This window comes from Streptomyces sp. NPDC054757 (genome assembly GCF_053612185.1).
On the sequence record NZ_JBSHBW010000001.1, the window covers coordinates 506,983 to 533,746 of the forward strand.

The 26,764-nt window shown below is 70.8% G+C and carries 28 protein-coding genes; 9 read left to right on the forward strand and 19 right to left on the reverse strand.

The genetic code is table 11. The features are described from left to right. Positions 1-10: 10 nt before the first annotated feature. The 11 genes from nuoK to ACWGKJ_RS02335 are packed head-to-tail and all read right to left on the reverse strand — an operon-like array spanning position 11 to position 10,929. On the reverse strand, positions 11-310 hold the full coding sequence (nuoK, locus tag ACWGKJ_RS02285; RefSeq protein WP_129773108.1) for an NADH-quinone oxidoreductase subunit NuoK: 300 nt from the start codon (positions 308-310) through the stop codon (positions 11-13). Further along, complete coding sequence (locus ACWGKJ_RS02290) at positions 307-1,170, reverse strand: NADH-quinone oxidoreductase subunit J (RefSeq protein ID WP_385018730.1); 864 nt, start codon at positions 1,168-1,170, stop codon at positions 307-309. The genes nuoK and ACWGKJ_RS02290 overlap by 4 nt, the downstream gene beginning before the upstream one ends. Beyond that, complete coding sequence (gene nuoI, locus ACWGKJ_RS02295) at positions 1,167-1,808, reverse strand: NADH-quinone oxidoreductase subunit NuoI (protein WP_385018728.1); 642 nt, start codon at positions 1,806-1,808, stop codon at positions 1,167-1,169. Before nuoI ends, ACWGKJ_RS02290 begins: the two co-directional genes overlap by 4 nt. Then, complete coding sequence (nuoH, locus tag ACWGKJ_RS02300; protein WP_385018775.1) at positions 1,801-3,132, reverse strand: NADH-quinone oxidoreductase subunit NuoH; 1,332 nt, start codon at positions 3,130-3,132, stop codon at positions 1,801-1,803. Before nuoH ends, nuoI begins: the two co-directional genes overlap by 8 nt. Before the next feature lie 35 nt (positions 3,133-3,167). Then, positions 3,168-5,684, reverse strand: coding sequence for an NADH-quinone oxidoreductase subunit G (locus ACWGKJ_RS02305; RefSeq protein ID WP_385018726.1), 2,517 nt, complete (start codon positions 5,682-5,684; stop codon positions 3,168-3,170). Further along, the gene (gene nuoF, locus ACWGKJ_RS02310; protein WP_385018724.1) at positions 5,681-7,066 is read right to left on the reverse strand and encodes an NADH-quinone oxidoreductase subunit NuoF; all 1,386 of its coding nucleotides are present in this window, start codon (positions 7,064-7,066) and stop codon (positions 5,681-5,683) included. Before nuoF ends, ACWGKJ_RS02305 begins: the two co-directional genes overlap by 4 nt. Further along, positions 7,066-7,938, reverse strand: coding sequence for an NADH-quinone oxidoreductase subunit NuoE (gene nuoE / locus ACWGKJ_RS02315; protein ID WP_385018722.1), 873 nt, complete (start codon positions 7,936-7,938; stop codon positions 7,066-7,068). Before nuoE ends, nuoF begins: the two co-directional genes overlap by 1 nt. After that, positions 7,935-9,278, reverse strand: coding sequence for an NADH-quinone oxidoreductase subunit D (locus ACWGKJ_RS02320; RefSeq protein ID WP_385018721.1), 1,344 nt, complete (start codon positions 9,276-9,278; stop codon positions 7,935-7,937). The genes nuoE and ACWGKJ_RS02320 overlap by 4 nt, the downstream gene beginning before the upstream one ends. Next, positions 9,278-10,000 (reverse strand): NADH-quinone oxidoreductase subunit C, encoded by a 723-nt coding sequence (locus tag ACWGKJ_RS02325; RefSeq protein WP_385018719.1) that lies wholly within the window; start codon positions 9,998-10,000, stop codon positions 9,278-9,280. Before ACWGKJ_RS02325 ends, ACWGKJ_RS02320 begins: the two co-directional genes overlap by 1 nt. Further along, a complete protein-coding gene (locus tag ACWGKJ_RS02330; protein ID WP_385018717.1) occupies positions 9,997-10,551 on the reverse strand; it encodes a NuoB/complex I 20 kDa subunit family protein in 555 nt (184 codons plus the stop codon). Before ACWGKJ_RS02330 ends, ACWGKJ_RS02325 begins: the two co-directional genes overlap by 4 nt. 18 nt (positions 10,552-10,569) lie before the next feature. Further along, positions 10,570-10,929 (reverse strand): NADH-quinone oxidoreductase subunit A, encoded by a 360-nt coding sequence (locus ACWGKJ_RS02335; RefSeq protein ID WP_385018715.1) that lies wholly within the window; start codon positions 10,927-10,929, stop codon positions 10,570-10,572. A 727-nt stretch (positions 10,930-11,656) separates the two neighbouring features. Here ACWGKJ_RS02335 and ACWGKJ_RS02340 point away from each other — a divergent pair. Then, complete coding sequence (locus ACWGKJ_RS02340; RefSeq protein ID WP_453315653.1) at positions 11,657-11,788, forward strand: hypothetical protein; 132 nt, start codon at positions 11,657-11,659, stop codon at positions 11,786-11,788. 18 nt (positions 11,789-11,806) lie between these two features. Then, a complete protein-coding gene (locus tag ACWGKJ_RS02345) occupies positions 11,807-12,631 on the forward strand; it encodes a C40 family peptidase (protein WP_385018713.1) in 825 nt (274 codons plus the stop codon). A gap of 118 nt (positions 12,632-12,749) precedes the next feature. Here the strand turns inward: ACWGKJ_RS02345 and ACWGKJ_RS02350 are convergent, their stop codons facing one another. Continuing rightward, positions 12,750-13,889: a serine hydrolase domain-containing protein gene (locus tag ACWGKJ_RS02350; RefSeq protein WP_385018711.1), complete on the reverse strand. Its 1,140-nt coding sequence runs from the start codon at positions 13,887-13,889 to the stop codon at positions 12,750-12,752. Between the two features lie 162 nt (positions 13,890-14,051). On the opposite strand from ACWGKJ_RS02350, the gene ACWGKJ_RS02355 reads away from it, so the two are divergent. The 3 genes from ACWGKJ_RS02355 to ACWGKJ_RS02365 all read left to right on the forward strand — a co-directional run bounded on the left by ACWGKJ_RS02355 (position 14,052) and on the right by ACWGKJ_RS02365 (position 16,288). Beyond that, positions 14,052-14,633: a TetR/AcrR family transcriptional regulator gene (locus ACWGKJ_RS02355; RefSeq protein ID WP_385018709.1), complete on the forward strand. Its 582-nt coding sequence runs from the start codon at positions 14,052-14,054 to the stop codon at positions 14,631-14,633. A gap of 177 nt (positions 14,634-14,810) precedes the next feature. Beyond that, positions 14,811-15,329, forward strand: coding sequence for a nuclear transport factor 2 family protein (locus ACWGKJ_RS02360; RefSeq protein WP_385018707.1), 519 nt, complete (start codon positions 14,811-14,813; stop codon positions 15,327-15,329). Continuing rightward, entirely contained in the window at positions 15,326-16,288 is a 963-nt protein-coding gene (locus ACWGKJ_RS02365; protein ID WP_385018705.1) for an SDR family NAD(P)-dependent oxidoreductase, read from the forward strand. The genes ACWGKJ_RS02360 and ACWGKJ_RS02365 overlap by 4 nt, the downstream gene beginning before the upstream one ends. Positions 16,289-16,329: 41 nt before the next feature. On the opposite strand, the gene ACWGKJ_RS02370 is transcribed toward ACWGKJ_RS02365, so the two are convergent. From ACWGKJ_RS02370 to ACWGKJ_RS02390, 5 genes are all read right to left on the reverse strand, one after another. Next, on the reverse strand, positions 16,330-16,944 hold the full coding sequence (locus ACWGKJ_RS02370) for a TetR/AcrR family transcriptional regulator (RefSeq protein WP_385018703.1): 615 nt from the start codon (positions 16,942-16,944) through the stop codon (positions 16,330-16,332). After that, positions 16,944-17,792, reverse strand: a complete 849-nt coding sequence (locus tag ACWGKJ_RS02375; protein WP_385018701.1) for an oxidoreductase — start codon at positions 17,790-17,792, stop codon at positions 16,944-16,946. Before ACWGKJ_RS02375 ends, ACWGKJ_RS02370 begins: the two co-directional genes overlap by 1 nt. A gap of 137 nt (positions 17,793-17,929) precedes the next feature. After that, a complete protein-coding gene (locus ACWGKJ_RS02380; RefSeq protein ID WP_385018699.1) occupies positions 17,930-18,235 on the reverse strand; it encodes a hypothetical protein in 306 nt (101 codons plus the stop codon). A gap of 11 nt (positions 18,236-18,246) precedes the next feature. Next, the gene (locus ACWGKJ_RS02385) at positions 18,247-20,844 is read right to left on the reverse strand and encodes an ATP-binding protein (RefSeq protein ID WP_385018697.1); all 2,598 of its coding nucleotides are present in this window, start codon (positions 20,842-20,844) and stop codon (positions 18,247-18,249) included. 201 nt (positions 20,845-21,045) lie between these two features. After that, positions 21,046-21,765 (reverse strand): Crp/Fnr family transcriptional regulator, encoded by a 720-nt coding sequence (locus tag ACWGKJ_RS02390; RefSeq protein ID WP_385018695.1) that lies wholly within the window; start codon positions 21,763-21,765, stop codon positions 21,046-21,048. A 170-nt stretch (positions 21,766-21,935) separates the two neighbouring features. Here ACWGKJ_RS02390 and ACWGKJ_RS02395 point away from each other — a divergent pair, with 170 nt between their 5' ends. From ACWGKJ_RS02395 to ACWGKJ_RS02405, 3 genes are all read left to right on the forward strand, one after another. Next, positions 21,936-22,676: a hypothetical protein gene (locus ACWGKJ_RS02395; protein ID WP_385018693.1), complete on the forward strand. Its 741-nt coding sequence runs from the start codon at positions 21,936-21,938 to the stop codon at positions 22,674-22,676. Positions 22,677-22,691: 15 nt separating this feature from the next. Next, complete coding sequence (locus ACWGKJ_RS02400; protein WP_385018691.1) at positions 22,692-23,141, forward strand: hypothetical protein; 450 nt, start codon at positions 22,692-22,694, stop codon at positions 23,139-23,141. A 136-nt stretch (positions 23,142-23,277) separates the two neighbouring features. After that, a complete protein-coding gene (locus ACWGKJ_RS02405) occupies positions 23,278-24,453 on the forward strand; it encodes a saccharopine dehydrogenase family protein (RefSeq protein ID WP_453315654.1) in 1,176 nt (391 codons plus the stop codon). A gap of 65 nt (positions 24,454-24,518) precedes the next feature. On the opposite strand, the gene ACWGKJ_RS02410 is transcribed toward ACWGKJ_RS02405, so the two are convergent. Continuing rightward, positions 24,519-25,643: an FAD-dependent oxidoreductase gene (locus ACWGKJ_RS02410; protein ID WP_385018687.1), complete on the reverse strand. Its 1,125-nt coding sequence runs from the start codon at positions 25,641-25,643 to the stop codon at positions 24,519-24,521. A gap of 291 nt (positions 25,644-25,934) precedes the next feature. Here ACWGKJ_RS02410 and ACWGKJ_RS02415 point away from each other — a divergent pair, with 291 nt between their 5' ends. Next, positions 25,935-26,135, forward strand: coding sequence for a DUF397 domain-containing protein (locus ACWGKJ_RS02415; protein WP_385018685.1), 201 nt, complete (start codon positions 25,935-25,937; stop codon positions 26,133-26,135). A gap of 69 nt (positions 26,136-26,204) precedes the next feature. Here the strand turns inward: ACWGKJ_RS02415 and ACWGKJ_RS02420 are convergent, their stop codons facing one another. Beyond that, positions 26,205-26,654, reverse strand: coding sequence for an ATP-binding protein (locus ACWGKJ_RS02420; protein ID WP_385018683.1), 450 nt, complete (start codon positions 26,652-26,654; stop codon positions 26,205-26,207). Positions 26,655-26,764 lie beyond the last annotated feature (110 nt).

Consider the following 26,764-nt stretch of genomic DNA (forward strand, 5'->3'; position numbering starts at 1 on the left):
CAGCGACCCCTTACAGCTTCATCAGGCTGGCGTCGTCGACCGAGGCCGAGTGGCGGGAGCGGAAGAGCGACACGATGATCGCGAGCCCGACCACGACCTCGGCGGCGGCAACGACCATCGTGAAGAAGGCGATGATCTGGCCGTCCAGGTTTCCGTGCATACGGGAGAAGGCGACGAACGCGAGGTTGCAGGCGTTGAGCATCAGCTCGACGCACATGAACACCACGATCGCGTTCCGCCTGATCAGCACCCCGGCCGCACCGATGGTGAACAACAACGAGGCGAGATACAGATAGTTGACCGGATTCACTTCGCCTCCTCCTCTTCCCGGTCGAGCCCGTCACGGCCGGCCGGGCCGTCGTCGGGGGCCACGGCGTCGTGGCCGTGGCCCGACGTACGGCCGAGCCGCTCCTCGGAGCGCTGCTCCAGCGCCCTGAGGTTCGCCATGGCCTCGCTCGACACATCGCGGATCTGGCCGCGCTGGCGCAGCGTCTGCATGACGGTCAGCTCCGAGGGGGTGCCGTCCGGGAGCAGTCCGGCGACATCCACCGCGTTGTGCCGGGCGTAGACACCGGGCGCGGGCAGCGGCGGCAGCTGCTTGCTGCGGACGCGGTCCTCGGACATCTGCCGCTGGGTCCTGGCCTGTTCGGTGCGCTCCCGGTGGGTGAGCACCATCGCGCCGACGGCCGCGGTGATGAGCAGCGCGCCGGTGATCTCGAAGGCGAAGACGTACTTGGTGAAGATGAGGGCGGCGAGGCCCTGCACATTGCCGTTCGCGTTGGCCTTGCCGAGGCCCGTGAAGCTCTTGAGCGAGGCATTGGCGATCCCCGCGATCAGCAGCACGCCGAAGCCGATCCCGCAGAGCACCGCGAGCCAGCGCTGGCCCTTGATGGTCTCCTTGAGCGAGTCGGCCGCGGTGACGCCGACCAGCATGACCACGAAGAGGAAGAGCATCATGATCGCGCCGGTGTAGACGACGATCTGGACGATGCCCAGGAAGTACGCGCCGTTGGCCAGGTAGAACACCGCAAGGATGATCATGGTCCCGGCGAGGCTCAGCGCGCTGTGCACGGCCCGCCGCATCAGTACGGTGGAGAGCGCGCCGATCACGGCGACCGTGCCCAGCACCCAGAACTGGACGGCCTCACCGGTGGAGGTCAGGTAAGTCACGCCCTCGCCCCCTCGTCCGGTGTCCGGTCGCCCGGTTCGGCCGCCGTCTCGCCCTTGGACACGGCGGTCTGGCGGACCGTGCCGGGGGCGGCCTCGGTCACCAGGCCGCGGTAGTAGTCCTGTTCGTCGGTGCCCGGGAAGATCGAGTGCGGTGAGTCGACCATGCCCTCGTCCAGCCCGGCGAGCAGCTGCTCCTTGGTGTAGATCAGGTTGGCGCGGCTGCTGTCGGCCAGTTCGAACTCGTTGGTCATCGTCAGCGCCCTGGTGGGGCAGGCCTCGATACAGAGTCCGCACAGGATGCAGCGGGCGTAGTTGATCTGGTAGACGCGGCCGTACCGCTCGCCCGGGGAGTAGCGCTCCTCCTCGGTGTTGTCCGCGCCCTCCACGTAGATGGCGTCCGCCGGACAGGCCCAGGCGCACAGCTCGCAGCCGATGCACTTCTCCAGCCCGTCCGGATGGCGGTTGAGCTGGTGCCGCCCGTGGAAGCGCGGCGCCGTCGTCTTCTCCTGCTCCGGGTACTGCTCGGTCAGCCGCTTCTTGAACATGGCCTTGAAGGTCACGCCGAAGCCGGCCACCGGATTCTGCCAAGGAGTCTTGGGGGCGTCGTCCCCGGAAGCCCCAGTAGAGCGGTCAGACATCACCGGCCTCCTTTCCGTCACTCACAGTGTCCACGCCGCCACTGACAATCAGCTCTCGCTGGGTGCGTGAGCGCCGCCGGGGTACCGGCGGAAGGGTCTGTCCCGGCAGGGGCGGTACGGGGTAGCCGCCCGCCATCGGGTCGAAGGCCGGTCCGGGGCCCGCCGCCTCCTCCGCGGCCCTGCCCTGCTTCTCCTGCTTGTCGCGGAAGATGTCGTAGACGAAGGAGAGCAGCAGGATGGCCACGACGGCCCCGGCTCCGTAGAGCACGATCCGGGAGTAGTCGTAGTTGTCGTTGCGCAGCGCCCGTACGGTCGCCACCAGCATCAGCCAGACCACGGAGACCGGGATGAGGACCTTCCAGCCCAGCTTCATCAGCTGGTCGTAGCGCACCCGTGGGAGCGTGCCGCGCAGCCAGATGAAGAAGAAGAGGAGGAGCTGGACCTTGATGACGAACCAGAGCATCGGCCACCAGCCGTGGTTCGCGCCCTCCCAGAAGGTGGAGACCGGCCACGGGGCCCGCCAGCCGCCCAGGAAGAGGGTCGCGGAGACCGCCGAGACGGTGACCATGTTGACGTACTCGGCGAGCATGAACATCGCGAACTTGATGGACGAGTACTCGGTGTTGAAGCCGCCGACCAGGTCGCCCTCGGACTCCGGCATGTCGAACGGGGCGCGGTTGGTCTCCCCGATCATCGTGACGATGTAGATGATGAAGGAGACCGGCAGCAGCACGATGAACCAGCGGTCCTTCTGTGCGTCCACGATCGCCGATGTCGACATCGACCCCGAGTAGAGGAAGACGGAGGCGAAGGCGGCGCCCATCGCGATCTCGTAGCTGATCATCTGCGCGCAGGAGCGGAGCCCGCCGAGCAGCGGGTAGGTCGACCCGGACGACCAGCCGGCCAGGACGATGCCGTAGATGCCGACCGAGGCGACCGCGAGGATGTAGAGCATCGCGATCGGCAGGTCGGTGAGCTGCATCGTCGTACGGTGTCCGAAGACCGACACCTCGTTGTCCGCGGGGCCGAAGGGGATCACCGCGATCGCCATGAAGGCGGGCACCGCGGCGACGACCGGCGCGAGGACGTAGACGAACTTGTCCGCCCGCTTGACGACCAGGTCCTCCTTCAGCATCAGTTTGATGCCGTCGGCGAGGGACTGGAGCATGCCCCAGGGGCCGTGCCGGTTGGGGCCGATGCGCAGCTGCATCCAGGCGACGACCTTGCGCTCCCACACGATGGAGAAGAGCACGGTGATCATCAGGAAGGCGAAGCAGAAGACGGCCTTGATGACAACCAGCCACCAGGGGTCCCGGCCGAACATCGACAGGTCCTCGGTCGCTGCGAGGTAGTAGTTCGTCACGCCTCCACCTCCGTCGTGGCCGCGGGTGCGGCGGGTGCGGGCGGTGCGGCGGAGATCCGCACCGGTTCACCGGGGCGGGCACCGGTGTCGCGCAGGACGCCGCCGCCCGTCGAGTTGAGCGGGAGCCAGACCACCCGGTCGGGCATCTCGGTGACGCGGAGCGGCAGTTGTACGTCGCCCGCCGGGCCGGAAACGGCCAGCAGGTCTCCGTCCTTGACGCCGGTCTCCCCGGCGGTCGCGGCCGACAGCCGGGCGACGGCCGCGTGCCGGGTGCCTGCCAGCGCGTCGTCGCCCTGCTGGAGCAGCCCCTGGTCGAGCAGGAGCCGGTGGCCGGCCAGGACGGCCTCGCCCTCGGACGGGCGGGGCAGCGGGGCGGACGTGCCCGCCGGGTCGGCGGCGTACTGTCCGGTCCAGGCGCCGAGCCGGTCCAGCTCGTTGCGTACGGACTTGATGTCCGGCATCGCGAAATGGACGTCCAACGCGTCGGCGAGCATGTGCAGCACCCGTGAGTCGGCCGGGGCCAGGGTGCGTGTCATCTGCTCGGGCTTGAGCGACGCCTCGAAGGGCCTTACCCGGCCTTCCCAGTTGAGGAAGGTGCCCGCCTTCTCGGCGGCCGCGGCCACCGGGAGGACCACGTCGGCCCGGTCGGTGACGGCGCTCGGCCGCAGTTCCAGCGAGACCAGGAAACCCACCTTGTCGAGCGCCTCTTCGGCGCGCGCCGGGTCGGGCAGGTCCGCGGTCTCGACCCCGGCGACGAGCAGGGCGCCCAGTTCGCCGGTGGCGGCCGCTTCGATGATCTGTCCGGTGTCCCGGCCGAAGCGGTGCGGGAGTTCGCGTACGCCCCAGACCGCGGCCACCTCCTCACGGGCCCGCGGGTCGGTCGCGGGCCGGCCGCCGGGCAGCAGCGCGGGGATCGCGCCCGCCTCGATCGCACCGCGCTCGCCCGCCCTGCGTGGCACCCAGACCAGGGCGGCGCCGGTGGCGGTCGCGGTGCGGACGGCGGCGGTGAGTGCGCCGGGCACGGCGGCGAGCCGTTCGCCGACGACGATCACCGCGCCCTCCGTACGCAGGGCTTCGGCGGCCCGCTGCCCGTCGGCGTCGAGACCGACCCCGCCCGCGATGGCGTCCAGCCACTCGGTCTCGGTGCCGGGCGCGGCGGGCAGCAGGGTGGCGCCCGCCTTCTCCAGACCGCGGGTGGCGTGGGTGGCGAGCGAGAAGGTGCGCTGCCCGTGCTTGCGGTGCGCCTTGCGCAGCCGCAGGAAGACGCCGGGCGCCTCCTCCTCGGACTCGAATCCGGCGAGCAGGACGGCCGGAGCCTGTTCGAGCGAGGTGTTGGTGACACCCTGTCCGTCGAGATCCCGGCCGCGGCCCGCGACACGGGCGGCGAGGAAGTCGGCCTCCTCGGCCGAGTGCACCCGGGCGCGGAAGTCGACGTCGTTGGTGTCGAGGGCGACGCGCGCGAACTTGGCGTAGGCGTAGGCGTCCTCGACGGTGAGGCGGCCACCGGTCAGCACCCCGGCCCGGCCGCGCGCCGCCGCCAGGCCGTTCGCGGCCCGCTCCAGCGCCTCCGGCCAGCTCGCCGGTTCCAGGACACCGTCCTCGTTGCGTACGAGCGGTGTGGTGAGCCGGTCCGGGCGCTGGGCGTAGCGGAAGGCGAAGCGGCCCTTGTCGCAGAGCCACTCCTCGTTGACCTCGGGGTCGTTGGCGGCGAGCCGCCGCATGACCTTGCCGCGCCGGTGGTCGGTGCGGGCCGCGCAGCCCCCCGCGCAGTGTTCGCACACCGAGGGCGACGACACCAGGTCGAAGGGGCGGGAGCGGAACCGGTAGGCCGCCGATGTGAGCGCGCCGACCGGGCAGATCTGGATGGTGTTGCCGGAGAAGTACGACTCGAAGGGGTCGCCCTCACCGGTGCCGACCTGCTGGAGCGCGCCGCGCTCGATCAGCTCGATCATCGGGTCGCCGGCGATCTGGTTGGAGAAGCGGGTGCAGCGGGCGCACAGCACGCACCGCTCGCGGTCGAGCAGGACCTGGGTGGAGATCGGTACGGGCTTCTCGAAGGTCCGCTTCTTGCCGTCGAACCGGGATTCCGCGTTGCCGTGCGACATCGCCTGGTTCTGCAGGGGGCACTCGCCGCCCTTGTCGCAGACCGGGCAGTCCAGCGGGTGGTTGATGAGGAGCAGTTCCATCACACCGTGCTGGGCCTTCTCGGCGACCGGCGAGGTCAGCTGCGACTTGACGACCATGCCGTCGGTGCAGGTGATGGTGCAGGAGGCCATCGGCTTGCGCTGGCCCTCGACCTCGACGATGCACTGGCGGCAGGCGCCCGCGGGGTCGAGGAGCGGGTGGTCGCAGAAGCGCGGGATCTCGATGCCGAGCTGTTCGGCGGCGCGGATGACCAGGGTCCCCTTGGGGACGGAGATCGCGATGCCGTCGATGGTCAGCGACACCAGGTCCTCGGGCGGCACCGCGGCCTCGCCGCCCCCGGAGGGAGCACTGTTTGTCGTCACTGTCATGCGTTCACCTCCGAGGTGTGGCGGGGCTCGTCGGCCCAGACGGTCGACAGGGCCGGGTCGAGCGGGCAGCCCTTGCCGGTGATGTGCTGCTCGTACTCCTCGCGGAAGTACTTGAGCGAGGAGAAGATCGGTGAGGCGGCGCCGTCGCCGAGCGCGCAGAACGACTTGCCGTTGACGTTGTCCGCGATGTCGTTGATCTTGTCGAGGTCGGACATCACGCCCTTCCCGGCCTCGATGTCGCGGAGCAACTGGACCAGCCAGTACGTCCCTTCGCGGCACGGTGTGCACTTGCCGCAGGACTCGTGCGCGTAGAACTCGGTCCACCGGGTGACGGCCCGCACCACGCAGGTCGTCTCGTCGAAGCACTGGAGCGCCTTGGTGCCGAGCATCGATCCGGCGGCGCCCACACCTTCGTAGTCCAGCGGTACGTCGAGGTGTTCGTCGGTGAACATCGGCGTCGAAGAGCCGCCCGGCGTCCAGAACTTGAGCCGGTGGCCCTGGCGGATCCCGCCGCTCATGTCGAGCAGCTGGCGCAGCGTGATGCCGAGGGGTGCCTCGTACTGTCCGGGGCTGGTGACATGGCCGCTGAGCGAGTACAGCGTGAAACCGGCGGACTTCTCGGTGCCCATCGACTTGAACCAGTCCTTGCCCCGGTTCAGGATCGCGGGAACCGATGCGATGGACTCCACGTTGTTCACCACAGTGGGACAGGCGTAGAGCCCGGCGACAGCGGGGAAGGGAGGCCGGAGCCTGGGCTGGCCGCGGCGGCCCTCCAGGGAGTCGAGGAGCGCGGTCTCCTCACCGCAGATGTACGCGCCGGCCCCCGCGTGCACGGTGACTTCGAGGTCGAGTCCGCTGCCCAGGATGTCCTTGCCGAGGTAGCCCGCCTCGTACGCCTCGCGTACGGCTTCGTGCAGCCTCCGCAGTACGGGGACGACTTCGCCGCGCAGATAGATGAAGGCGTGCGACGACCTGATCGCGTAGCAGGCGATCACGATGCCCTCGATGAGGGAGTGCGGGTTGGCGAAGAGGAGCGGGATGTCCTTGCAGGTCCCGGGCTCCGACTCGTCGGCGTTGACGACGAGGTAGTGCGGCTTTCCGTCGCCCTGCGGGATGAACTGCCACTTCATCCCGGTGGGGAAGCCGGCCCCGCCGCGCCCGCGCAGGCCCGAGTCCTTGACGTAGGCGATGAGGTCGTCGGGCGCCATGGCGAGCGCCTTCTTCAGCCCCTCGTACCCGTCGTGGCGTTTGTACGTCTCCAGGGTCCAGGACTCCGGCTGGTCCCAGAAGGCCGAGAGGACCGGGGTGAGCAGCTTCTCGGGGCTGGTGCCGTCGTCGCCCTCGCCGTTCCCGCTGCCGTTGAGCTCGGTTGCCACGCTCATCACTCCCCCTCCTCTGTCACGGGGCCTGCCGGGTGCTCCGGGTCGGACGCCGAGGTCTTCTGCGGTGCGTCGTGCGAGCTGAGGTGTTCGGAGCCGGGCTGGGGCGGCGTCTCCCTGGTGGCTCCGCCGCGCGGGGCGACGACGCGCGGCTGCGGTACCTCGCCCTTGGCGAGCCGCAGTCCGGCCAGCGACGCGTGCCCGGCGCCGCCGGTCGCCTCGACCGCTCCGTCCCGTGTGTCGGGGAAGCCGGCCAGGATCCGCGAGGTCTCCTGGTAGGTGCAGAGCGGCGCGCCCCGGGTCGGGGTGGCCTGCCGGCCGTCGCGGAGGTCGTCGACGAGCCGCTTCGCGGACTCGACGGTCTGGTTGTCGAAGAACTCCCAGTTGACCATCAGGACCGGGGCGAAGTCGCAGGCCGCGTTGCACTCGATGTGCTCCAGCGTGACCTTGCCGTCCTCGGTGGTCTCGCCGTCGCCCACATCGAGGTGCTCGCGGAGCGCGGAGTAGATGGCGTCGCCGCCCATCACCGCGCAGAGCGTGTTGGTGCAGACGCCCACCTGGTAGTCGCCGCTCGGCTTGCGCCGGTACATCGAGTAGAAGGTGGAGACGGCGGTGACCTCGGCGGTGGTCAGCTCCAGCGCCTCGGCGCAGAACCGGACACCGGTGCGGGTGACGTACCCCTCCTCGGCCTGGACGAGGTGGAGCAGCGGGAGCAGTGCGGACCTGCTGCCCGGGTAGCGGGCGATGATCTCCTTGGCGTCCGCGTCGAGCCTGGCGCGTACGTCGGCCGGGTAATCGGGGGCGGGGAGCTGGGGCATGCCCAGGCTCGTCGGGGCGGCCGATGCCGCCGGAGCCGCCGCATGAGCTTCGGTCATCGGTCGACGCCTCCCATCACGGGGTCGATGGACGCGACGGCCACGATGACGTCGGCGACCTGGCCGCCCTCGCACATCGCCGCCATCGCCTGGAGATTGGTGAAGGACGGGTCGCGGAAGTGGACCCGGTAGGGGCGGGTGCCGCCGTCCGAGACCATGTGGACGCCCAGTTCGCCCTTGGGCGACTCGACGGCGGTGTACGCCTGTCCTGCCGGGACCCGGAACCCCTCGGTCACCAGCTTGAAGTGGTGGATCAGGGCCTCCATGGAGGTGCCCATGATGTTCTTGATGTGGTCGAGCGAGTTGCCGAGTCCGTCCGGGCCGAGTGCGAGCTGCGCGGGCCAGGCGATCTTCTTGTCGGCGACCATGACGGGCCCCGGCTCCAGCCGGTCCAGGCACTGTTCGACGATCCGCAGCGACTGGCGCATCTCTTCGAGGCGGACCAGGAAACGGCCGTACGAGTCACAGGTCTCGGCGGTCGGTACGTCGAAGTCGTAGGTCTCGTAACCGCAGTACGGGTCGGACTTGCGCAGGTCGTGCGGGAGGCCGGCGGAGCGCAGGATCGGGCCGGTCGCGCCGAGCGCCATACAGCCGGCCAGGTCGAGATAGCCGACGTCCTGCATACGCGCCTTGAAGATCGGGTTGCCGGTGGCGAGTTTGTCGTACTCCGGCAGGTTCTTGCGCATCACCTTGAGGAACTCGCGCAGCTGGTCCATGGCACCGGGCGGCAGGTCCTGGGCCAGTCCGCCGGGCCTGACGAACGCGTGGTTCATCCGCAGTCCGGTGATCAGCTCGAAGAGGTCCAGGACGAGTTCGCGGTCCCGGAACCCGTAGATCATGATCGTCGTTGCGCCCAGCTCCATACCGCCGGTGGCGATGGCCACCAGGTGCGAGGAGAGCCGGTTGAGCTCCATCAGGAGGACCCGGATCACCGAGGCGCGGTCGGGGATCTGCTCCTCGATGCCGAGCAGCTTCTCGACGCCCAGGCAGTAAGCCGTCTCGTTGAAGAACGGCGTCAGGTAGTCCATGCGCGTGACGAAGGTGGTGCCCTGGGTCCAGGTCCGGTATTCGAGGTTCTTCTCGATGCCGGTGTGGAGGTAGCCGATGCCGCAGCGGGCCTCGGTGACGGTCTCGCCGTCGATCTCCAGGATGAGCCGGAGGACTCCGTGGGTGGACGGGTGCTGCGGTCCCATGTTGACGACGATGCGCTCGTCGTCGGCCTTGGCGGCGGACTGGACGACCTCGTCCCAGTCGCCGCCGGTGACTGTATATACAGTCCCCTCGGTCGTCTCGCGGGCCGATGCGGCCGAGGCGCGGGGGGCTTCGCTGGAAGTGGTCATCAGGTGTACGACCTCCGCTGGTCCGGAGCAGGGATCTGGGCGCCCTTGTACTCGATGGCGATCCCGCCCAGGGGGTAGTCCTTGCGCTGCGGGAAGCCCTGCCAGTCGTCCGGCATCATGATCCGGGTGAGGGCGGGGTGGCCGTCGAAGATGAGGCCGAAGAAGTCGTAGACCTCGCGCTCGTGCCAGTCGTTCGTCGGGTAGACGCTGACCAGCGACGGGATGTGCGGGTCGGCGTCCGGGACGCCGGTCTCCAGCCGGATCAGCCGGCCGTGGGTGACCGAGCGCAGGTGGTGGACGGCGTGGAGTTCGCGGCCCTTGTCATCGGGGAAGTGCACCGCGCTGACGCCGGTGCAGAGCTCGAAGCGCAGCGCCGGGTCGTCGCGGAGTGTGCGCGCGACGGTCAGCAGGTGCTCGCGGTCGATGTGGAAGGTGAGTTCGTTCCGGTCGACGACCGTCTTCTCGATGGCGTTGCCGGGGACGAGCCCCTGCTCCTCCAGTGCGCCCTCCAGCTCGTCGGCCACCTCGTCGAACCAGCCGCCGTAGGGGCGGCTCGACGCGCCGGGCATGGCCACGGTCCGTACGAGACCGCCGTATCCGCTGGTGTCCCCGCCGTTGCGGGCGCCGAACATCCCCTTGCGTACGCCGATGACCTCACCGGTCTCGCCGCGCTGGGCGGGTGCCGCGCCGTTCTCTTCGCGCTGCTCTCCGTCGCCGCTCACCGCAGCAGCCCCTTCATCTCGATCGTCGGGAGCGCCTTGAGGGCCGCCGCCTCCGCCTCACGGGCCGCCTCGGCCTGATTGACCCCGAGCTTGGTGCCCTGGATCTTCTGGTGGAGCTTGAGGATGGCGTCCATCAGCATCTCGGGACGCGGTGGGCAACCGGGCAAATAGATATCAACCGGGACGATATGATCTACACCCTGAACAATTGCGTAATTATTGAACATTCCGCCCGAGGATGCGCAAACCCCCATGGAGATCACCCACTTGGGGTTGGGCATCTGGTCGTAGACCTGCCGCAGGACGGGCGCCATCTTCTGGCTCACCCGTCCTGCCACGATCATCAGGTCCGCCTGCCGCGGCGAACCGCGGAAGACCTCCATGCCGAACCGCGCGAGGTCGTAGCGGCCCGCACCCGTCGTCATCATCTCGATGGCGCAACAGGCGAGGCCGAAGGTGGCCGGGAAGACGGAGGACTTCCGCACCCAGCCGGCGGCCTGTTCGACGGTGGTCAGCAGAAATCCGCTCGGCAGCTTCTCTTCGAGTCCCATGGTGTGCTCCTCAGCCCCTCAGTCCCATTCCAGACCGCCGCGCCGCCACACATACGCGTAGGCGACGAAGACGGTGAGCACGAAGAGCAGCATCTCGACGAGCCCGAAAAGCCCCAGGGAGTCGAAGGTGACCGCCCAGGGGTAGAGGAAGACGATCTCGATGTCGAAGACGATGAAAAGCATCGCCGTCAGGTAGTACTTGATCGGGAAACGGCCGCCTCCGGCCGGCGTGGGTGTCGGTTCGATACCGCACTCGTAGGCCTCTAGCTTCGCCCGGTTGTAGCGCTTGGGACCGACAAGCGTGGCCATGACCACGGAGAAGATCGCAAACCCTGCCCCGAGGGCGCCGAGCACGAGGATGGGCGCGTAGGCATTCACGCTCCTCGCTCCTTCCAGTCGTCCTTGACCGTTGGACCGCATCGGGCCGGCTCGTCCGCCTCGCTCCCCCGCCGTCCTGACGAAGATCGCGAATATGTGAAGCAGGTCACAAGCCCGACTGCCCCGCATCCTATGCCCGCCGGTCTGTGATCTGCGACACGGGGTACGACAACGCCTTTGTGATCTCCACCACCTGACGAAGGATCATCAAGTCGGATGACCGGTGATCTTCACACGTGAAGCGCCCGAGTGGTCACGAGACGTGACATCTCACTGTGTTACCGCTGGTCGAGAGCGTGTGCCTCTATCAAGTGGTGGACCGTACATGCAAATTGGCGATGGACACGGATGGGTGATATCGCACCTTCGGCCACTCCCGTGGCGGCTCCCGTGATCACTCAGCTGACGGCGAGGGGTGCGTGCACGCGTTCACGAGCGGCCGGGAAGTGACGCGGGCGGCAGTCGGGAGGTGACGTGAGAGGACGACCGGAAGCCACCCGGGGACCGACCCGAACACCGGCCCGGACACCGGCCTTGACACCGCACCGGACACCACCCGGAAGAGGGGGACTCACGGCTGCGCCCGCGGACGCAGTACCGGCACCCCCCGGTTCACAGCGCACCTGTGACCTGCCTCACCCGTCCCGGGTGCCGGAGAAACAGGGCTTGGCCAACCTCGTGAACGGATGGTAGGCGTCGGGCAATTCGGGCGTATTACAGAAAGCCCATGATCACGCCCTTGATCGCGTGCGCCCGTATTGCCCGTTTCGGCGTCAATAAAGGCCGCAGCCAACCGGAATGGACTGTTCCAGTCGTAACTGTGGCGCAACACACGTTTGTTGAAGCCACCCCGGAATGACTGATAGCGGTAGTGCTCATGTCCCACACCGCTCACATACCCAGCCACCGGAAGCCCCGTCAGCGCAGCGCAGCCAGGACCGCGCTCCGCGCCGGAGTTGCCGGTGGCGTTCTCAGCACCATCGCAGTGGCGGGTGCAGCTGGTTCGGCGAACGCGGCCGAGCCGGTGACCGAGAGCACCATCCAGATGCCCACCCTCAGCGCGGCCCAGGTCGCCGATGTCACGGAGCAGGTCGCGTCCGACCTGCAGCAGCAGGCCCAGCAGGACACCGCGGCCCAGGACGCCGCCAAGGCGGCCAAGAGGGCCCACACCGAGGCCGTGCACAAGGCGGAGGCCAAGAAGAAGGCCGAAGCGAAGGCCAAGGCCGAGGCCAAGGAGAAGGCCGAGGCCGCCGCACGCGCCTCGCGCTCATCCGCCCGTACGACCCTGCACGCCGTCACCACGGCCGCGAGCACGTCGTCCAGCTCCTCCAGCTCCTCGGTGGGTTCCGGCTCCGCCGCCTCCATCGTCAGCTTCGTGAAGTCCCACCTGGGCGACGCGTACGTCATGGGTGGCACCGGGTCCAGCTCCTGGGACTGCTCGGGCCTGGTCCAGGCCGCCTACAAGAGCGTGGGTGTCGACCTCCCCCGCGTCTCCCAGGGCCAGTCGACGGCCGGCAGCCAGGTCTCGCTGAGCAACCTGCAGCCGGGCGACATCCTCTACTGGGGCAGCGCGGGCAGCGCGTACCACGTGGCCATCTACGTCGGCGGCGGCCAGTTCGTCGGCGCGCAGAACCCGAGCAGCGGTGTGGTCGAGCGCCCCATGGACTACGACCAGCCGACCGGCGCGGTCCGCGTCCTCTGAGTCCGGACGGCTGAGCAGCCGGGTCCGGACGTCCGGGCCGCTTCTCACGTGTGCCCGAAGGGCCGTCACTCCCCCGCTCGGGGTGGCGGCCCTTCGTCATGCGCGGCCGCGGTCGCGCTCACCGTGCGGCGGCTTCGTACAGGGCGCGGATCAGGCGGGCGTTCTCCGGGGCCGCGGCGGCCGGGAAGGGGGTGCGGCGGCGGGTGTAGCCGTAGGCGATGCCGTTGCGCGGGTCGGCGAACGCCTGCTGACCGCCCGCGCCGCTGTGGCCGAACGCGCCCTGGCCCAGCTGCGGGTAGTACGCGGAGGTGGCGTGGAACCCGATGGTGAACGCCTTCTGCTCACCGAGCACCACGTCGTGGCCGACGGACTGGATCTGCCCGGCCGCCGCGAGCGTCCCGGGCCCGAGCAGTGCGGCCGAGCCGTCGACCGGCCCGATCGTGACCGCGTACATCCGGGCCAGGCCGCGCGCCGACGCCACCCCGCCGAACGAGGCCGTACCCATGGCCCGGACCACGGGGAAGTTCGGCAGCTCCCACACCTCCGGGTTGTGCGGGTGGTTGCGGTTGAAGGCGATACCGGACAGGGAGTTCGCGGACGCCACCGTGACGGCCGACCGCTCGGGGGTCACCACCATCGGCCGGGCGCTGATGAATCGCGCTTCCTGGTCCTGCGGCAGTCCGAGGTGGAAATCGACTCCGTACGCGTCGCGCACCCGCTCGGCGAACAGCTCCTGGACGCTGCGGCCGGTGGCGCGGCGCACCACTTCGCCGCTGAGCGCCCCCATGACCAGCGCGTGGTAGCCGAACGCGGCACCCGGCCGCCAGTACGGGCGCTGCGCGCCGAGACGCTCGGCGACGATCCGGTCATCGGCGAGTTCCCCGACCGAGAACCCCGCGTCGGCGCCGACCAGGCCGGCCCGGTGGGCCAGCAACTCGCGCAGCACCAGGGCCCCCTTGCCCTCCACCGCGAACTCGGGCCAGTAGTGGCTGACCTTCTGCTCCAGGTCCAGCACGCCTTCCTGTACGAGTGACGCGACGACCAGGTGGGCGGCGCCCTTGGACGCGGAGTACGCGCCGAACAGCGAGTCCCCGGTGATCTCAGGCCCCGTCCACAGGTCGACGACCCGTTCCCCCTGCCGGTAGGCCACGAGCTGTGCGGCGTGGTCGCCGCCCTCCCCGGCCGCGACCGCGGCGAACTCCGCACGGACCTGACCGAACCCGTCGGCCACCGTGCCCCGTACCACGTTCTCGTCCATCGTCGGTTCCTCCCGGCTTCTCCACGGTCTGGGGCCCGGCGGGTGTTCCCGCGAGCCCGGACGACTTAGTAACCAATGGTTACTTATTTAGCCGCGCGGGTCCAGTCCGGGCGGAATCCTCATCACCGGATCCCGCCGGAGAGGTCTCGTATAGTGCTGGCCATGGCCGATTCCCCGACCACCCGATCCCGTCGGGGACGCCCCGCGCAGATCAGCCGCGAGCTGATCGTCGACACCGCCATCTCGTCCGGGAACCTCGACACCCTGACCATGCGGGAGCTGGCCGCCGGCCTCGGGGTCACCCACGCCGCGCTCTACCGCTGGGTCAAGAGCCGGGACGAACTGTTCGACCTCATCAACGAGTTCATGGTGGAACGCGTCCTGCCCGCCGATGGCCCGCAGGACCGTGACTGGCGGCCCTGGCTCGCGGACCTCGCCTGGGGCATGCATGACCGCTTCCTGGCCCTGCCGGGCTACGCCACCCGTATCTCACGACCGCACCGTCACACCGCCCAGCCCTTCGGGCGGCTCCGGAGCAGCGTCGTCTCCGCCTTCACCGACGCCGGGGTCTCCCCCGAGCTGGCCGAACAGAGCTGGTACATCTTCATCACCTCCGTCGTCAGCTGGCTGGCCGTCCAGGAGCACCCCCTCGGCCTGGGCGACAGCGCCCCCCGCTACGAGCTGTTCCTCGACACGCTCCTACGCGGCCTGCCGGCACGGGAACCGGGCGCAGGGCGGCGCTAAGGGCGGTCCCGTAATCGGGGTCTGTCGTCAGCGTGCCGCCCGCCCTCCCCGTAGCCGCTTCCGGTTCCTGCTTCCGCTTCCGCTTATCCCACTGACAGGGAAACCACGGTGGCCCGGGACCGTGCCCGGCGCCTACCGTCGCGGCCGGTCCATCCGACCGCCGAGAGGGAGCCAGCGATGCCGTCACCGTCCGCCGCCCCGCCGAGCCCGAGCCTTGCCGAGCGTGTTGCCCGGCTGGAGGCGCGGCAGGAGATCGAGGAGCTGAAGTACCGCTACCTGCGCGCGTGCGACCACAAGGACCCCGAGGGGTTCCGCGCCTGTTTCGTCCGTGAGGGCGCCGACATCGACTACGGCGAACTGGGCTCCTTCGCCACGGTCGACGACCTCGTCACCCTCTTCAGCCGGATCGCGCTGGCCCGTGGCAGCGAGGGCCACACCGTCCTGGACATGCACCACGGTCTGCATCCGCGGATCACCTTCCACTCATCCACCGAGGCCAGCGGCCGCTGGACGCTGCGCTTCCGGCAGCTCGACCTCGCCGAGGGGACCGAGCGGGTGATGTGCGGTGAGTACGACGACCGTTACGTCGTCGAGGACGGCGTATGGCGCCTGGCCAGGCATCACTTCCGCACCCTGTGGTCGCTCAGCCGCCCGCTGCCCCAGGGGTACGCCGTCGACCAGGGAGGGTTTCAGTGACCAGGGAGACCGGTGCGGCCGGGGAGACCGCGGAGACCGGTGCGGCCGCGGAGACCGGTGCGGCCGCGGAGACCGGTGCGGCCGGGGAGACCGCGAAGAGCGGTGCGGCCGCGGAGACCGCGAAGAGCGGGAACACCGCCCAGCGCGTCGCGCTGGTCACCGGCACCGGCAAGGGCGTCGGCCGGGGTATCGCCACCGCGCTCGGCGCCCACGGCTGGACCGTCTACGTCACCGGCCGGGGCGGGCCGGGCCCCGGCAGCCCGCAGGCGGAGACCGTCCGCCGGGTGACAGAGGCCGGCGGCGAGGGAATCGGTCTGCGCTGCGACCACGGTGACGACTCACAGGTCGAGGCACTCGTCGCGCGGATCACGGGCACACGAGGCCGACTTGACCTGCTGGTCAACAACGTGTGGGCGGCACCCGACGGTATGGCCGGGTTCGACGAGCCGTTCTGGACCCGCCCCGTCTCCGACTGGGAACCGCTGGTCGGCATCGGGCTGCGCGCCCACTACGTCGCATCGGTGCACGCGGCCCGTCACATGGTGGCCCGCGGCAGCGGACTGATCGTCAACATCTCCTCGTTCGGCGCCCGGGCCCCGCTGCACTCGGTGCCCTACGGCATCTCCAAGGCGGGTCTGGACAAGATGGCCGCCGACATGGCGCACGAGCTGCGCGCGACGGGGGTGTCGGCGCTCTCCCTCTGGCCCGGCCTGGTCCGTACGGACGGGCTGGTCGAGGCCGGAGTGCGGGAGGTGGCCGGGTTCCGGCTGGCGGACGCCGAATCGCCCGAGTTCATCGGCACGGTCGTCGCCCGCCTCGCGGACGACAGCCGGCTGCCGGAGCGCAGCGGGCACACGTATGTGGTCGCAGAACTCGCCGAGGAGTACGGGGTGACCGAGCCCGACGGCCGACGCGCCGCCTCACACCGTGCGGCCTTCGGCGGCGGCCCCTTGTACTGACGGCAGGCGGTTGAGGCAGCCCCTCGTACTGACGGCCCGCCTCAACCGGTCAGACCGGCGCTGGTCAGCCAGATGTGTGCGCAGGTCGCGGCGGCCTCGCGCACCTTCTCCGAGGACTCCCGCGAGGCGTGGTAGAAGGTCCGCTCGATCATCCAGCACAGCGCGCCCGCCATCGCCGCCGCCTGTTCCGGTCCGCTCCCCGGCTCGACGCCTGCTCGTTCCAGGACGGCGGTGATGGCCGCGATGAACAGGTCCGCCGTGTGGTTCCACAGCTCCCCGATCTCCGGCACCGTCAACGACAGGTCGATCGCCGTGCGCATGACCAGGCCGTGGTCGTTCCACAGCTCGACCGTACGCCGCATGGCCGCCGCGATGGCCTGGCGCGGTTCGTCGGCCTCTGCGGCAGCCCTGGACCGCTCCCACAGATGCTCGACGGTCCGGGCCACGAGTGCCGCGACCACTTCCTGCTTGGAGCCGAAGTAGAAGTACAGGGCGCCCCGGGTGATGCCCGCGCCCTGGGCGATGTCGCCGACGGTCATGGCGTCGTAGCCCTTCCGCGCCAGCAGGGCTTCGCAGGTGTCGAGGATGGCCCGCTCCCGGACATCGCCCTTGCGTTCGGTGGCGCGGCGGCCGCGTACCGGGTCGTGACCGGGCATCAGAGCTGAGCGCCTTCGGCGAAGTCGGTCGTACGGGACAGTGCCTCCCAGGCGCGGATGTCCTCGTCCACCGCCTGACGCGCGGCGGCGACCAGGCGCAGCGCGTCCGAGCCCAGGACCAGGTGGGCCGGTGGGTGCTCGGCCGACGTGATGCGTACGACCGCTTCCCCGGCCTTGGCGGGGTCGCCCAGCTGATTCCCGCTGGCCTTCCGCCGCGCCTCCCGGATGGGGGTGAACAGCTCGTCGTAGTCGTCGACGGTGCGCTCGGCGCGGGTCATGGACCGTCCGGCCCAGTCGGTACGGAAGGAGCCGGGCTCGATCGCTGTGACATGGATCCCGAACTGGGCGACCTCCTTGCCCAGCGCCTCCAGGATGCCTTCCAGGGCGAACTTGCTGCCGCAGTAGGCCGACATACCGGGTACGGCCATGAGCCCGCCCATGGAGGTGACGGCCATCAGATGCCCGCGGCGGCGCCTGCGCATAGCGGGCAGCGCCGCTCGCAGGGTGGCCACCGCGCCGAACACGTTGACCTCGAACTGCCGCCGTACCTCGGCCGGCGGGGTCTCCTCGAAGGTGCCCTCCACTCCGTAACCGGCGTTGGCGATGACGACATCCAGGGGGCCGACGCTCCGCTCCACCTCCGTGATCACGCCGGAGACGGCTTCGTCGTCGGTCACGTCCAGCAGGCGGCCGTGCGCGCGGCCGGGTCCGAGCGCCTCGAAGGCCCGCAGATCCTTCTCCGCGCGGACGGTGCCGACGACGGTGTGCCCGGCGGCCAGGGCGGCCTCGGCGAAGGCGCGCCCGAGGCCGGTGCTGACGCCGGTGATGAACCAGTTCTGCTTCTCCATGTGTCGCCCTCCGGGACGGGTACGGCGAGGAGCGGGACCGCTCCCTCAGCAGAAAGTCTACACAGTGCAGGTTTTTATCGCCGCGCTGTTGATTCATGCCGCGTCGCCGGGAGTCCGGCCGGGGAGGAAGACGGCGCTCAGGGGCGTTCGGCCGTCTGATCCCGATCCCGAGCCCGATTCCGAGCCTGTTCCTGTTCCTGTTCCTGGTGAATGTGCATGTCGCCGTTGGTGACGGCGTAGACCGTGCCGTGCCCCTTCGCCGTATTGGTCTGGGTCGATGTCGCGGGGGCCGGTTCCGGTACGGGTGGCGCCGCGGGGGCGGGGTGGTGCACTTCGACGTGGTTGTCGTGGCCTACGACGACAGGGCCGGACACGTCGCCGCCGATCCGGACGGTGAACTCGTCGCCCGACGAGCGCTGCGGCTGCGGTGGTGAGGGTGGCACGGTGGGGGCTCCTACGAGTAGCAGAGATCGGTCACCGCGGAGTCGTCGTCGCCAGTGGCGTCCACGTACTGGTCCAGGGCCGCCTGGTCATGACGGGTGATCGCACGGGAGAGAGACGCTTCGTCGGAAGACTCCTTCTGGAGCGCCGACTTGACCGACGAGTCGGTCGCCAGCTCGGATGCTGCCGCCAGGTCCTTGGAGAGCTGTTCCGTGGATGCGGCCCACGCCTCATCGGCACCCGGGTTCGTGACCGGTGCCTTCGCCATGGTCCCGGAGTACCTCTGCTTGGCGTCGGTCTCCTCTTTGCACCCCGCCGGGCGCGCGAAGGGGTCGGCCGTGGGCGTCGAGGTGTCCGTCAGCTCCGACGGGAGGGAGAACGACGGGATCGGCAGCGCCCCGTTGCGCGCGTCGCCCGATCGCGACTGCCCGTGGGGGGAACTCGGCGAGCTGACGGCGTAACCCACACCTGCGACCAGCGCACAGGCGGCGACCAACGAGACGATGGTCACGGCCAGGGTGCTCATGCCCGCGCCGGCCGCTCCCGCCGCCGCTGTCGTCGTCGCCGCCGTCGTCGCTGTCGTGGCACCGGACGACGCTGTCGTGGCGCCGCCCCAGGAACCGCCCCCAGCACCCGCCGCGTGAGCGGTGGCACCGGACGCGCCGCCGTGGCCGGTGAGCCCCGACGCGGTACCGCCGCCGTGGCCCGAGGCCGCAGTCGTACCTCCGTGCCCCGGGGCCGCCGACGCGGCCCCGTGCCCGGGGGCCCCGCCCCAGGAGCCGCCCCCCGAGCCCACCGACGGCTGGGCCAGGGCGCCATGACCGGCGGACGCACCGGAGTGGGCCGACCCGAAGCCGTGCTGCCCCATGTAGTGGTGGACGTCGAAGGAGGGCGGCCCGCCACCCGCGTGCGCGCCCACTCCTCCGGCCGCACCACCCGCGTGGCCCCCCACCCCGGCCGCCGCACCGCTCCCGTGCGCCCCCGCACCCGCTCCTGCGCCCACTCCTCCACCGGCACCGCCCACGCCACCACCAGCACCCGCACCACCACCGGCACCGCCAGCCCCCACACCCGCACCGCCCACACCACCGCCGGCACCGGCCCCTGCCCCGGCACCGCTCCCCGCCCCGGCGGCCAGCTCATGGCCGAGCCACGCCGCATGGGCCAGCAGCGCCGCGTACACGACCCGCTTGCCGGTCAACAGGGCCCGGACGGCCTCCTCATGGAGGAAGTACGCCTCGGCCTGACGGTCGCCCGCGGCGCGCGACGCCACCCAGCCACGGCCGAGCAGCCGCCCCCACGCCCCGAAGCGGAGCGAACGCGCCAGCCCCGGCGACGTGGCCCGTGCCAGCCGCACCGCCAGATCCGGGCGGCCCGCCGACTCGGCCACCTCGGCCACCTTCGCCAGCACCCCGCCGTGGGCGGCCAGTTCCTGCGGCGTGGTCTCCCGGAGCGCCGCCCACCGCGTGAAGTGGTCGCACAGCCGGTCGGCCGGGAACGGTGCGGCGAACCGCTGGCGCACCACCGGCACCGTGTCGGCCACGGAGGCGTAGCCGTACTCCCCGAGACGCGCCAGCCCCAGGCCCACCAGCCGGTCGCACACCGCACCGGGCTCCGCCACCTCCGTCAGCGCCCCCACATGTACGGCAGCGACCTCGGCCCCGTCGAAGGTCGCGAGCAGATGGAGCACCGCCATCACCGGCTCATCACCGGCCAGCCGGCCGAGCAACGCCGGTAGCAGGTCTGCCACTTCACCCACACGCGGGAGCCTGACCCCGCCCTCCGGACCGGAGCGCGCCACGGCAGCCGCCCGCAGCAGAGGGAGCGGCAGACCACCGGCGGCCCGGCACAGGGAGGCGGCGGTCTCCCGGTCCGCATCCGGCAGCGGGACGCCCAACTCCCGCTCCAGGAGGGCGAGTCCGTCTGTCTCTGACAGCCCGCACAGCTCCAGCGCCGTGCCGCCACTCCACAACGTCCGCTCCGCACTGGCGAAGACGAAGGCCGCCTGCGGGGCCAGATCCATCAGCTCCAGGAGCTGATCGGAGGTCAGGTCGGCGTCGTCCACGTAGACCGTCACCCGCACCCCGGCCATCAGCCGCCGCAGTTCGGCCCGGTTCGGCGCGTATCCCGGGGCCTCGTAGCAGGCCTCGAACACGTCCTGGGCGAGGTCCTCGATATCTCGGTCGGCACCGCCCAGGAACACCGTCCCGTCCGGGCCGGGCGGCAGCAGCCGCGCGGCGTGCCGCAGCAGCGTGGTCTTGCCGACCCCGGGCGGCCCCCAGAGCTGCACCGGTCCTCCGGCCAGGACCGCCGCCGCCAGCGCCCGCGCCGCCTCCTCCCGGCCCACCGGTTCCGGCAGGCTCCGGGGCAGCACTTCGGCCCGCTCCCTGCGCTCGGGGCGGGGCCGTTCGGGACCCAGCAGCACGGTGACCTGCGAGCCCTGCTGCGCGTCGACGACGACGTTGTGGTTGCCCGCGATCACGGAGCCGGTGACGCTGCCGCCGATGTCGATCCGGTGCGTCCCGCCCGGCCGGCCGGGTGCCGACGTGTGGCCAGTCGGCGTGTTGTCAGGCGGCGTGTTGTCATCCCTGTCCGGATCCGTGTCTGGCATCGCTCCCCCTATTGCACCCGCTGTTGCGCCCGCTGTTGTGCCCGGCCGTCCGCTGCCGCTGCCGCTGCCGTCACTCTCGTCCACCGCCCTCACCTCACCCTGAGGCCAAGGCCGTCACCGCTGTCACGCTAAGGACCTGCCGCCGCCCGGATACCGTCCTATGACGGCTTTCCGCCGAACACTCAGGCCGCCGTACGGGCTTCAGGAGAAGGCGAGTTGACGTAGCTCTGCGAGATTCTCAACCCGGAAGGTCCGGTAACCGGTGGACACCACACCTGCTTCACGGAGCCTTCGCAGCGCCTTCTGCACGGTGGGCTCCGCCGCACCGGCGAGGGTGGCCAGTTCGGGCTGGGTGATCGGCCAGCGGATGACGGCGCCCGCGCCGGTGCGCTCCCCGTAGGTCATGGTGATCTGGTGGAGCACCCGGGCCAGCCGGGTCGGGGCGTCGCAGCCGGTGAAGTCGATACGGTGGCCCGTCGCGACCCGAAGTTTCGCGACGATCGACTCATTGACCGCCTGGGCGATCCGCCGGTCCTGGCGCATACAGTCCAGGAAGTCGGCCCGGGTCACGACACGGGCGATGACCGGCCCGCAGGTCGTCACCGTCGCGGACCGTGGCCGCCCGTCGACCGCGGCGAACTCGCCGACCAGGTCGCCCCCCATCCGGGCGGCCAGGAGAGCGTCCCGGTGGTCGTTGGTGCGCCCGGTCGCCTTGACCACCCCGTCGAGCAGGATCAGCAGGAACGTGCTCTCCTCCGCTTCACGGATCAGCACCCGCCCGCCCGGGTAGCGCGCGAGGGCCCCCAGCGCGAGCAGCCGTTCGCGCGCGGCCTGCGGGAGTCCCCCGAGCACGCTCGCCGCCGGCCAGGCCCATGCCTCACGCGGTCTCCGCCCGGCCCGCCGCTCCGCAGGATTCACCACGGCACCAGTGTGCACCCGGGCGCAGCGCCAGTCATGGCACTCAACACCCCCGGTGCGCATACGGATTGAGCACATCCCCTCCTGGTACGGGATCTCCGGCGTACGCCTGGTGCACAGTGGGGGACGCGGCAGGACCGGCAGGGCCGGCGGCACCGGGAGGAACGCAACGTATGGACGCAGTACTGGAGTACCGGCCCATGGTGGCGGTGGACATCGAACGCTCGGGGGGCCGGGGCGACGTGGCCCTGCTGCGTATCCGCGAGGTCCTTCTGATCACCCTTCAGGAGGCGTTGGAGGAGAGCGGAATCGACTGGCGGGAGTGCCGGGTCGACGACCTCGGGGACGGCCTCCGGATCGTCGCCCCGGCGTGCGTGCCGAAGTCCCGGCTGATCCACCCGCTCTTCCACGAACTGGTGGTCCGGCTGCACGCGCACAACCGGACGGCCGCCGCCCCGACACGGATCCGCCTCAGGGTGGCGCTGCACGCCGGTGATGTGTGGCTCGGACGGGCCGGGGTCGCCGGGGGGCCGCTGGAGGTGCTCGCCCGGCTGCTCGACGCCCGCCCCGCCCGGGAGGCCCTGGCCGGGGCGCCCGGCTCGGTGCCCGCGTCGCTCCTCGTCTCCCAGCACTTCTACGACGAGACGGTGCGGCACGGCTACCCGGGCATCGACCCCGAGTCCTTCCGGCAGGTCGACGTCACGGAGAAGGAGTACACGGCGAACGCCTGGCTGCATCTGCCCGGGGCAACCGCTCCGACGGGGGGAGCGGCTGCCCCGGGCCGGGCCGTCGAGCCGCAACCGCGGGAGCGCCCGGCCGGTCTGTCGAAGATGGTCAACAAGGCTTCGGGGCACGGCGTCGTCTACGCCACCCAGAACGGAAACCAGCACATCAGCGGACGCACACCCGAGTGAGGAAAGGGGAGTGGCGTGGAGGACGAACTGGCCACACTCGCGGCAGCCGGAGCGGCCACCCTGGTCACCGCGATGACCACGGACCTGTGGCAGACCGTGCGCGACGGCTTCACCGACCTGTTCCGCCGCTCCGGCCGACGGCGCCGGGAGATCACGGCCCGGCTCGACAGCCACGCCGCGCTCATCGAGGGGGCCGCGGCGCGCGACGCCGCACGGCAGGCCGTCCTCGGCTCGTGGGCGAGGGAACTGGACGCCCTGCTCCGCAGCGAGCCGTCCTGCCGTGAGCCACTCGCGCGTCTGGTGGACGAGGTACGGCGCACGCTGCCGGACGGCCACCGGGAGACCGCCCACGCACACCTCGAACAGACCAACACCGCCCACGGCTCCGGCACGGTCTTCGCCGTCCAGGGCGGCGACCAGCCCGTGCACTGGCCGGGGCGAGGCGACACACCAGGACCCCGGTGAGCCCGCCCGGACCCCGGTGACACACCAGGGCCCCCGTGAGCCGCCTGGTCCTGCCGGTGTCGTGAGCCGCCTGCTTGTCGCGCCCCCACCCGGTCCTTACCGTTGGGTAACCGCAAGCTGAGGAGAGCGCGAGCCCATGGACCGTACATACGACATCGTCCTCGTCGGTGCGACCGGCTTCGTCGGCGCCCTGACCGCCGAGTACCTGGCCCGCAACGCCCCCGGCGACTGTCGCTGGGCACTGGCCGGACGCAACGCCGAGGCTCTGCGCGGACTGCGGAGCCGGATCGCGGAGACCGTGCCATCGGCGGCCGATGTCCCCCTGCTCCATGTGGACGTCCACGACCCCGCCACCGTGAGGGAACTCGCGTACTCCACCCGGGTCCTCGCCACGACGGTCGGCCCGTACATCGACCACGGCATGGGGGTGGTCGCCGCCTGCGCCGACGCCGGGACCGACTACGTCGACCTCGCGGGCGAGCCGGAGTTCGTCGACACCGCCTACGTCCGGCACCACGCCCGCGCCCTGGAGACCGGAGCCCGGCTGGTGCACGCCTGCGGCTTCGACTCCGTTCCGCACGACCTCGGTGTGCAGTTCACGGTCGGGCAGCTGCCGCAGGGCGTGCCGCTGCGCGTCGACGGTTTCGTACGCACCAGTGCCGCTCCGTCCGGCGGAACACTCGCCTCCACTCTCACCGCGCTCTCCCGGGGACGGCAGACGGTCCGCGCGGCGCGTGACCGCCGTGCGGTCGAGCCCCGGCCGTCGGACCGCCGCGTCTCCACGCCGGTCGGGGCGAGGTTCGCCCCCGAGGTCGGCGCCTGGGCCCTCCCGCTGCCCACCATCGACCCGCAGGTCGTGGCCCGCTCGGCCGCCGCCCTCGACACGTACGGCCCGGACTTCCGCTACCGCCATTACGCGGCGGTCCGGCGGCTGCCGGTCGCTCTGGGCGCGCTGGCCGGGGTGGCCGGGGTGGCGGCCGCCGCCCAGCTCCCCGCCGCCCGGCGCTGGATCTCCGGCCGCCTCGCCCCGGGCGACGGCCCGTCCGATGAGCGCCGGGCCCGCAGCTGGTTCAGCGTCCGGTTCGTCGGCGAGGGCGGAGGCCGGCGCGTCTGCACCGAGGTGTCGGGCGGGGACCCGGGCTACGACGAGACCGCGAAGATCCTCGGCGAGTCCGCGCTCTGCCTCGCCTTCGACGAACTCCCCGCCCTGGCAGGCCAGTTGACCCCCGCCGTCGCCATGGGTCCGACCCTGCGGGCCCGGCTGGAGCGCGCCGGACTGCGGTTCAGGGTGGCCGCGCGGCGAGGGGACTGAGCGGGGCGGGGGCCGGCCACGAGCGGGCGGGCGGTCCGGCCGGTCGTCCGGGGTGGGCTTCGGCCTCAGGACAGTCTCGCCCCGGGGGCGAAGGCGGGCAGCTTCTCAAGGCTGCTGCGCACGGCCTCGGCGCCGTACGCGAACATCTGCCGCTCGTACGCGTCGACCGCGCCGAGCAGCTCCTCGCGGCCTTCGCCTGCCTCGCTCAGGCAGCGGCGCAGCAGGTCGGCGTCGCGCAGCGCGGTGTTCGCGCCGTTGCCGCCGGTCGGCGATGTGGCGTGGATCGCGTCGCCGAGCAGCGTGACCGGGCCTGACGCCCAGCGCTCGCCGGGCTCGACGGCCCGGATGGACAACAGGGTGCTGTTGTCCGGGTCGGCCTGCTCGATCAGCGCACGCAGTTCCGGGTGCCACCCTTCCATCCGGGACAGCACGGCGTCCTGCGCGGACAGGTCCCCCAGCGAGCCGTTCGACGGCAGGATCATGGCCCAGCGCACATAGTCGCCGATGTCGGGCAGCGTGACCTCGGGGGCCAGTCGCTCGGCCGCCTGCCTGGGCGGGGTACGGAAGCGCATCGCGCCGAGCAGCAGGCTGACCCCGCCGTCCGTGATCTTCGAGCCGTACGCCATGGACAGACCGGCGAACTCGTCGGTCAGCGGGGTGCGGCCGATGACGAACCGGACGCCGGTGTCGGTCGGGGTGGTCTGCGGCGACAACACCCCGCGGACCACGGAGGTGACACCGTCCGCGCCGACGAGCAGGTCCGCGGTGGCCGGGTCGCGGCGGGCGAACCGGGCCTGGACCTTGCCGTCGCCCAGCACGTCGTAGCCGGTCAGCGCGGCGTCGGTGTGCACGGTGAGGCCGGTCAGCAACAGGTGTCGCAGCACCTGCCGGTCGACCACGATGCCGGTCCGGCCCGCGCCGAGCCTGCCGATCTCGTTCAGCTGCGGGTCCAGGATCATCTGCTCGGCGGAGGCGTCCATGACGATCTCGTCCAGCAGCGGATGCCAGCGCGTCGGCAGACAGTCGCGCACCGCCCGGAATCCGATCGGGTCCAGCACCAGCCGGTAGCCCTGAAACCGTGCGCCGATCCCCGGGTCGCGCTCGAACACGTCGGCCTCGATCCCGGCACCACGCAGTCCCTGCGCGAGAGCCAGGCCCCCCAGACCGGCTCCGACAACGGAAACCCGCATCACACACCTCCAGGCCATCGACACGCATACGAACTTAGTTCGCCTTGATGATCTAAGTTCTACTTAACGAACTTAGTTCGTATCAAGTCGCAGGGGGTCGGGAGACCCCCTGAGTCGATCGCCGATCTGCTGACCGACAGGCTCTACACCGGGGTCGCGCTCCCCGAACCGGACCCGGCCCCCTGGCGCAAGCAGTCGCTCGGGGTGTACACACAGGACCAAGCTCGCTCAGCCCGACGAAGTCGGCCCAACCCATCCACCGCATCGCACCGGAACTGGGAGTCAACCAACATGACCGACGCAATCAACTGGCAGAAGTCCTCATTCTCGGGACCAGACAACAATCAGAGCTGCATCGAGCTGGCACCCGTTGACGGCTCGATCAAGATGCGCGAGAGCGACGACCCCGCCGTAGTGGTGACGACCAGCGTCGAGAAGCTGCGCGCCTTCGTCCTGGGCGTGAAGGCCGGAGAGTTCGACCACCTCATCTGACCTTCCGTACGGAGCGCACGGAACGGCACGAGAAGGGCCCAGGCCCCGGCCACTGTGCGCCCCCTTCGTTCACCAGGCCGTTTCGAGCGTGAACCAGACGGACTTGGACTCCGGTACGGGTTCGCCGTTGGCCCTGGTTCCCCAGCGGGCTGCGAGGGCTTCCACGAGGACGAGACCCCGGCCGTGTTCGGCGCACGGCATGTGTTCCGGGTACCCGCGCCAGGGCAGCGACGCCGGATCGTCGTCCGTGACGTACACCGTCACTCGGTTCCGGTTGACCGTGACATCCACCCGGACGAGTGGCGAGCGGGTATGGCAGTACACGTTGGTGACGACCTCACTCACACAGAGGCGCCCGTCCTCCACCAGTCCGGCGTGACCGGTCGCCCGTAGCAGGGTTCCGAGGAAGTCCCGCACGATCCCGGGCGCGGTCGGGCTGTTGGGCGCGACCAGCCGGTAGGAGACTCCACGCTGCGGCAGGGGCGGGCGGGGTACGGGGCGGGTGGGTACGGGGGTCATCTCGTGGTCTCCCTTACGTGTTGCCGGTCTCGGCCGCAGCGCGGATCGCCCTCCGCGGCCCGTGGCATGGCCCGCCCGGCCTGCCGTGAACTGGCAAGCGGGAGGCTGCA

What these genes read in the sequence shown, in the direction of transcription:
- nuoI (WP_385018728.1), bottom strand. Translation starts at nt 1,808, where the DNA reads ATGTCTGACCGCTCTACTGGGGCTTCCGGGGACGACGCCCCCAAGACT.
- nuoH (WP_385018775.1), bottom strand. Translation starts at nt 3,132, where the DNA reads ATGTTCGGCCGGGACCCCTGGTGGCTGGTTGTCATCAAGGCCGTCTTC.
- ACWGKJ_RS02305 (WP_385018726.1), bottom strand. Translation starts at nt 5,684, where the DNA reads ATGACAGTGACGACAAACAGTGCTCCCTCCGGGGGCGGCGAGGCCGCG.
- nuoF (WP_385018724.1), bottom strand. Translation starts at nt 7,066, where the DNA reads ATGAGCGTGGCAACCGAGCTCAACGGCAGCGGGAACGGCGAGGGCGAC.
- nuoE (WP_385018722.1), bottom strand. Translation starts at nt 7,938, where the DNA reads ATGACCGAAGCTCATGCGGCGGCTCCGGCGGCATCGGCCGCCCCGACG.
- ACWGKJ_RS02320 (WP_385018721.1), bottom strand. Translation starts at nt 9,278, where the DNA reads ATGACCACTTCCAGCGAAGCCCCCCGCGCCTCGGCCGCATCGGCCCGC.
- ACWGKJ_RS02330 (WP_385018717.1), bottom strand. Translation starts at nt 10,551, where the DNA reads ATGGGACTCGAAGAGAAGCTGCCGAGCGGATTTCTGCTGACCACCGTC.
- ACWGKJ_RS02340 (WP_453315653.1), top strand. Translation starts at nt 11,657, where the DNA reads ATGATCACGCCCTTGATCGCGTGCGCCCGTATTGCCCGTTTCGGCGTC.
- ACWGKJ_RS02345 (WP_385018713.1), top strand. Translation starts at nt 11,807, where the DNA reads ATGTCCCACACCGCTCACATACCCAGCCACCGGAAGCCCCGTCAGCGC.
- ACWGKJ_RS02350 (WP_385018711.1), bottom strand. Translation starts at nt 13,889, where the DNA reads ATGGACGAGAACGTGGTACGGGGCACGGTGGCCGACGGGTTCGGTCAG.
- ACWGKJ_RS02355 (WP_385018709.1), top strand. Translation starts at nt 14,052, where the DNA reads ATGGCCGATTCCCCGACCACCCGATCCCGTCGGGGACGCCCCGCGCAG.
- ACWGKJ_RS02360 (WP_385018707.1), top strand. Translation starts at nt 14,811, where the DNA reads ATGCCGTCACCGTCCGCCGCCCCGCCGAGCCCGAGCCTTGCCGAGCGT.
- ACWGKJ_RS02370 (WP_385018703.1), bottom strand. Translation starts at nt 16,944, where the DNA reads ATGCCCGGTCACGACCCGGTACGCGGCCGCCGCGCCACCGAACGCAAG.
- ACWGKJ_RS02375 (WP_385018701.1), bottom strand. Translation starts at nt 17,792, where the DNA reads ATGGAGAAGCAGAACTGGTTCATCACCGGCGTCAGCACCGGCCTCGGG.
- ACWGKJ_RS02385 (WP_385018697.1), bottom strand. Translation starts at nt 20,844, where the DNA reads ATGCCAGACACGGATCCGGACAGGGATGACAACACGCCGCCTGACAAC.
- ACWGKJ_RS02395 (WP_385018693.1), top strand. Translation starts at nt 21,936, where the DNA reads ATGGACGCAGTACTGGAGTACCGGCCCATGGTGGCGGTGGACATCGAA.
- ACWGKJ_RS02405 (WP_453315654.1), top strand. Translation starts at nt 23,278, where the DNA reads ATGGACCGTACATACGACATCGTCCTCGTCGGTGCGACCGGCTTCGTC.
- ACWGKJ_RS02410 (WP_385018687.1), bottom strand. Translation starts at nt 25,643, where the DNA reads ATGCGGGTTTCCGTTGTCGGAGCCGGTCTGGGGGGCCTGGCTCTCGCG.
- ACWGKJ_RS02415 (WP_385018685.1), top strand. Translation starts at nt 25,935, where the DNA reads ATGACCGACGCAATCAACTGGCAGAAGTCCTCATTCTCGGGACCAGAC.
- ACWGKJ_RS02420 (WP_385018683.1), bottom strand. Translation starts at nt 26,654, where the DNA reads ATGACCCCCGTACCCACCCGCCCCGTACCCCGCCCGCCCCTGCCGCAG.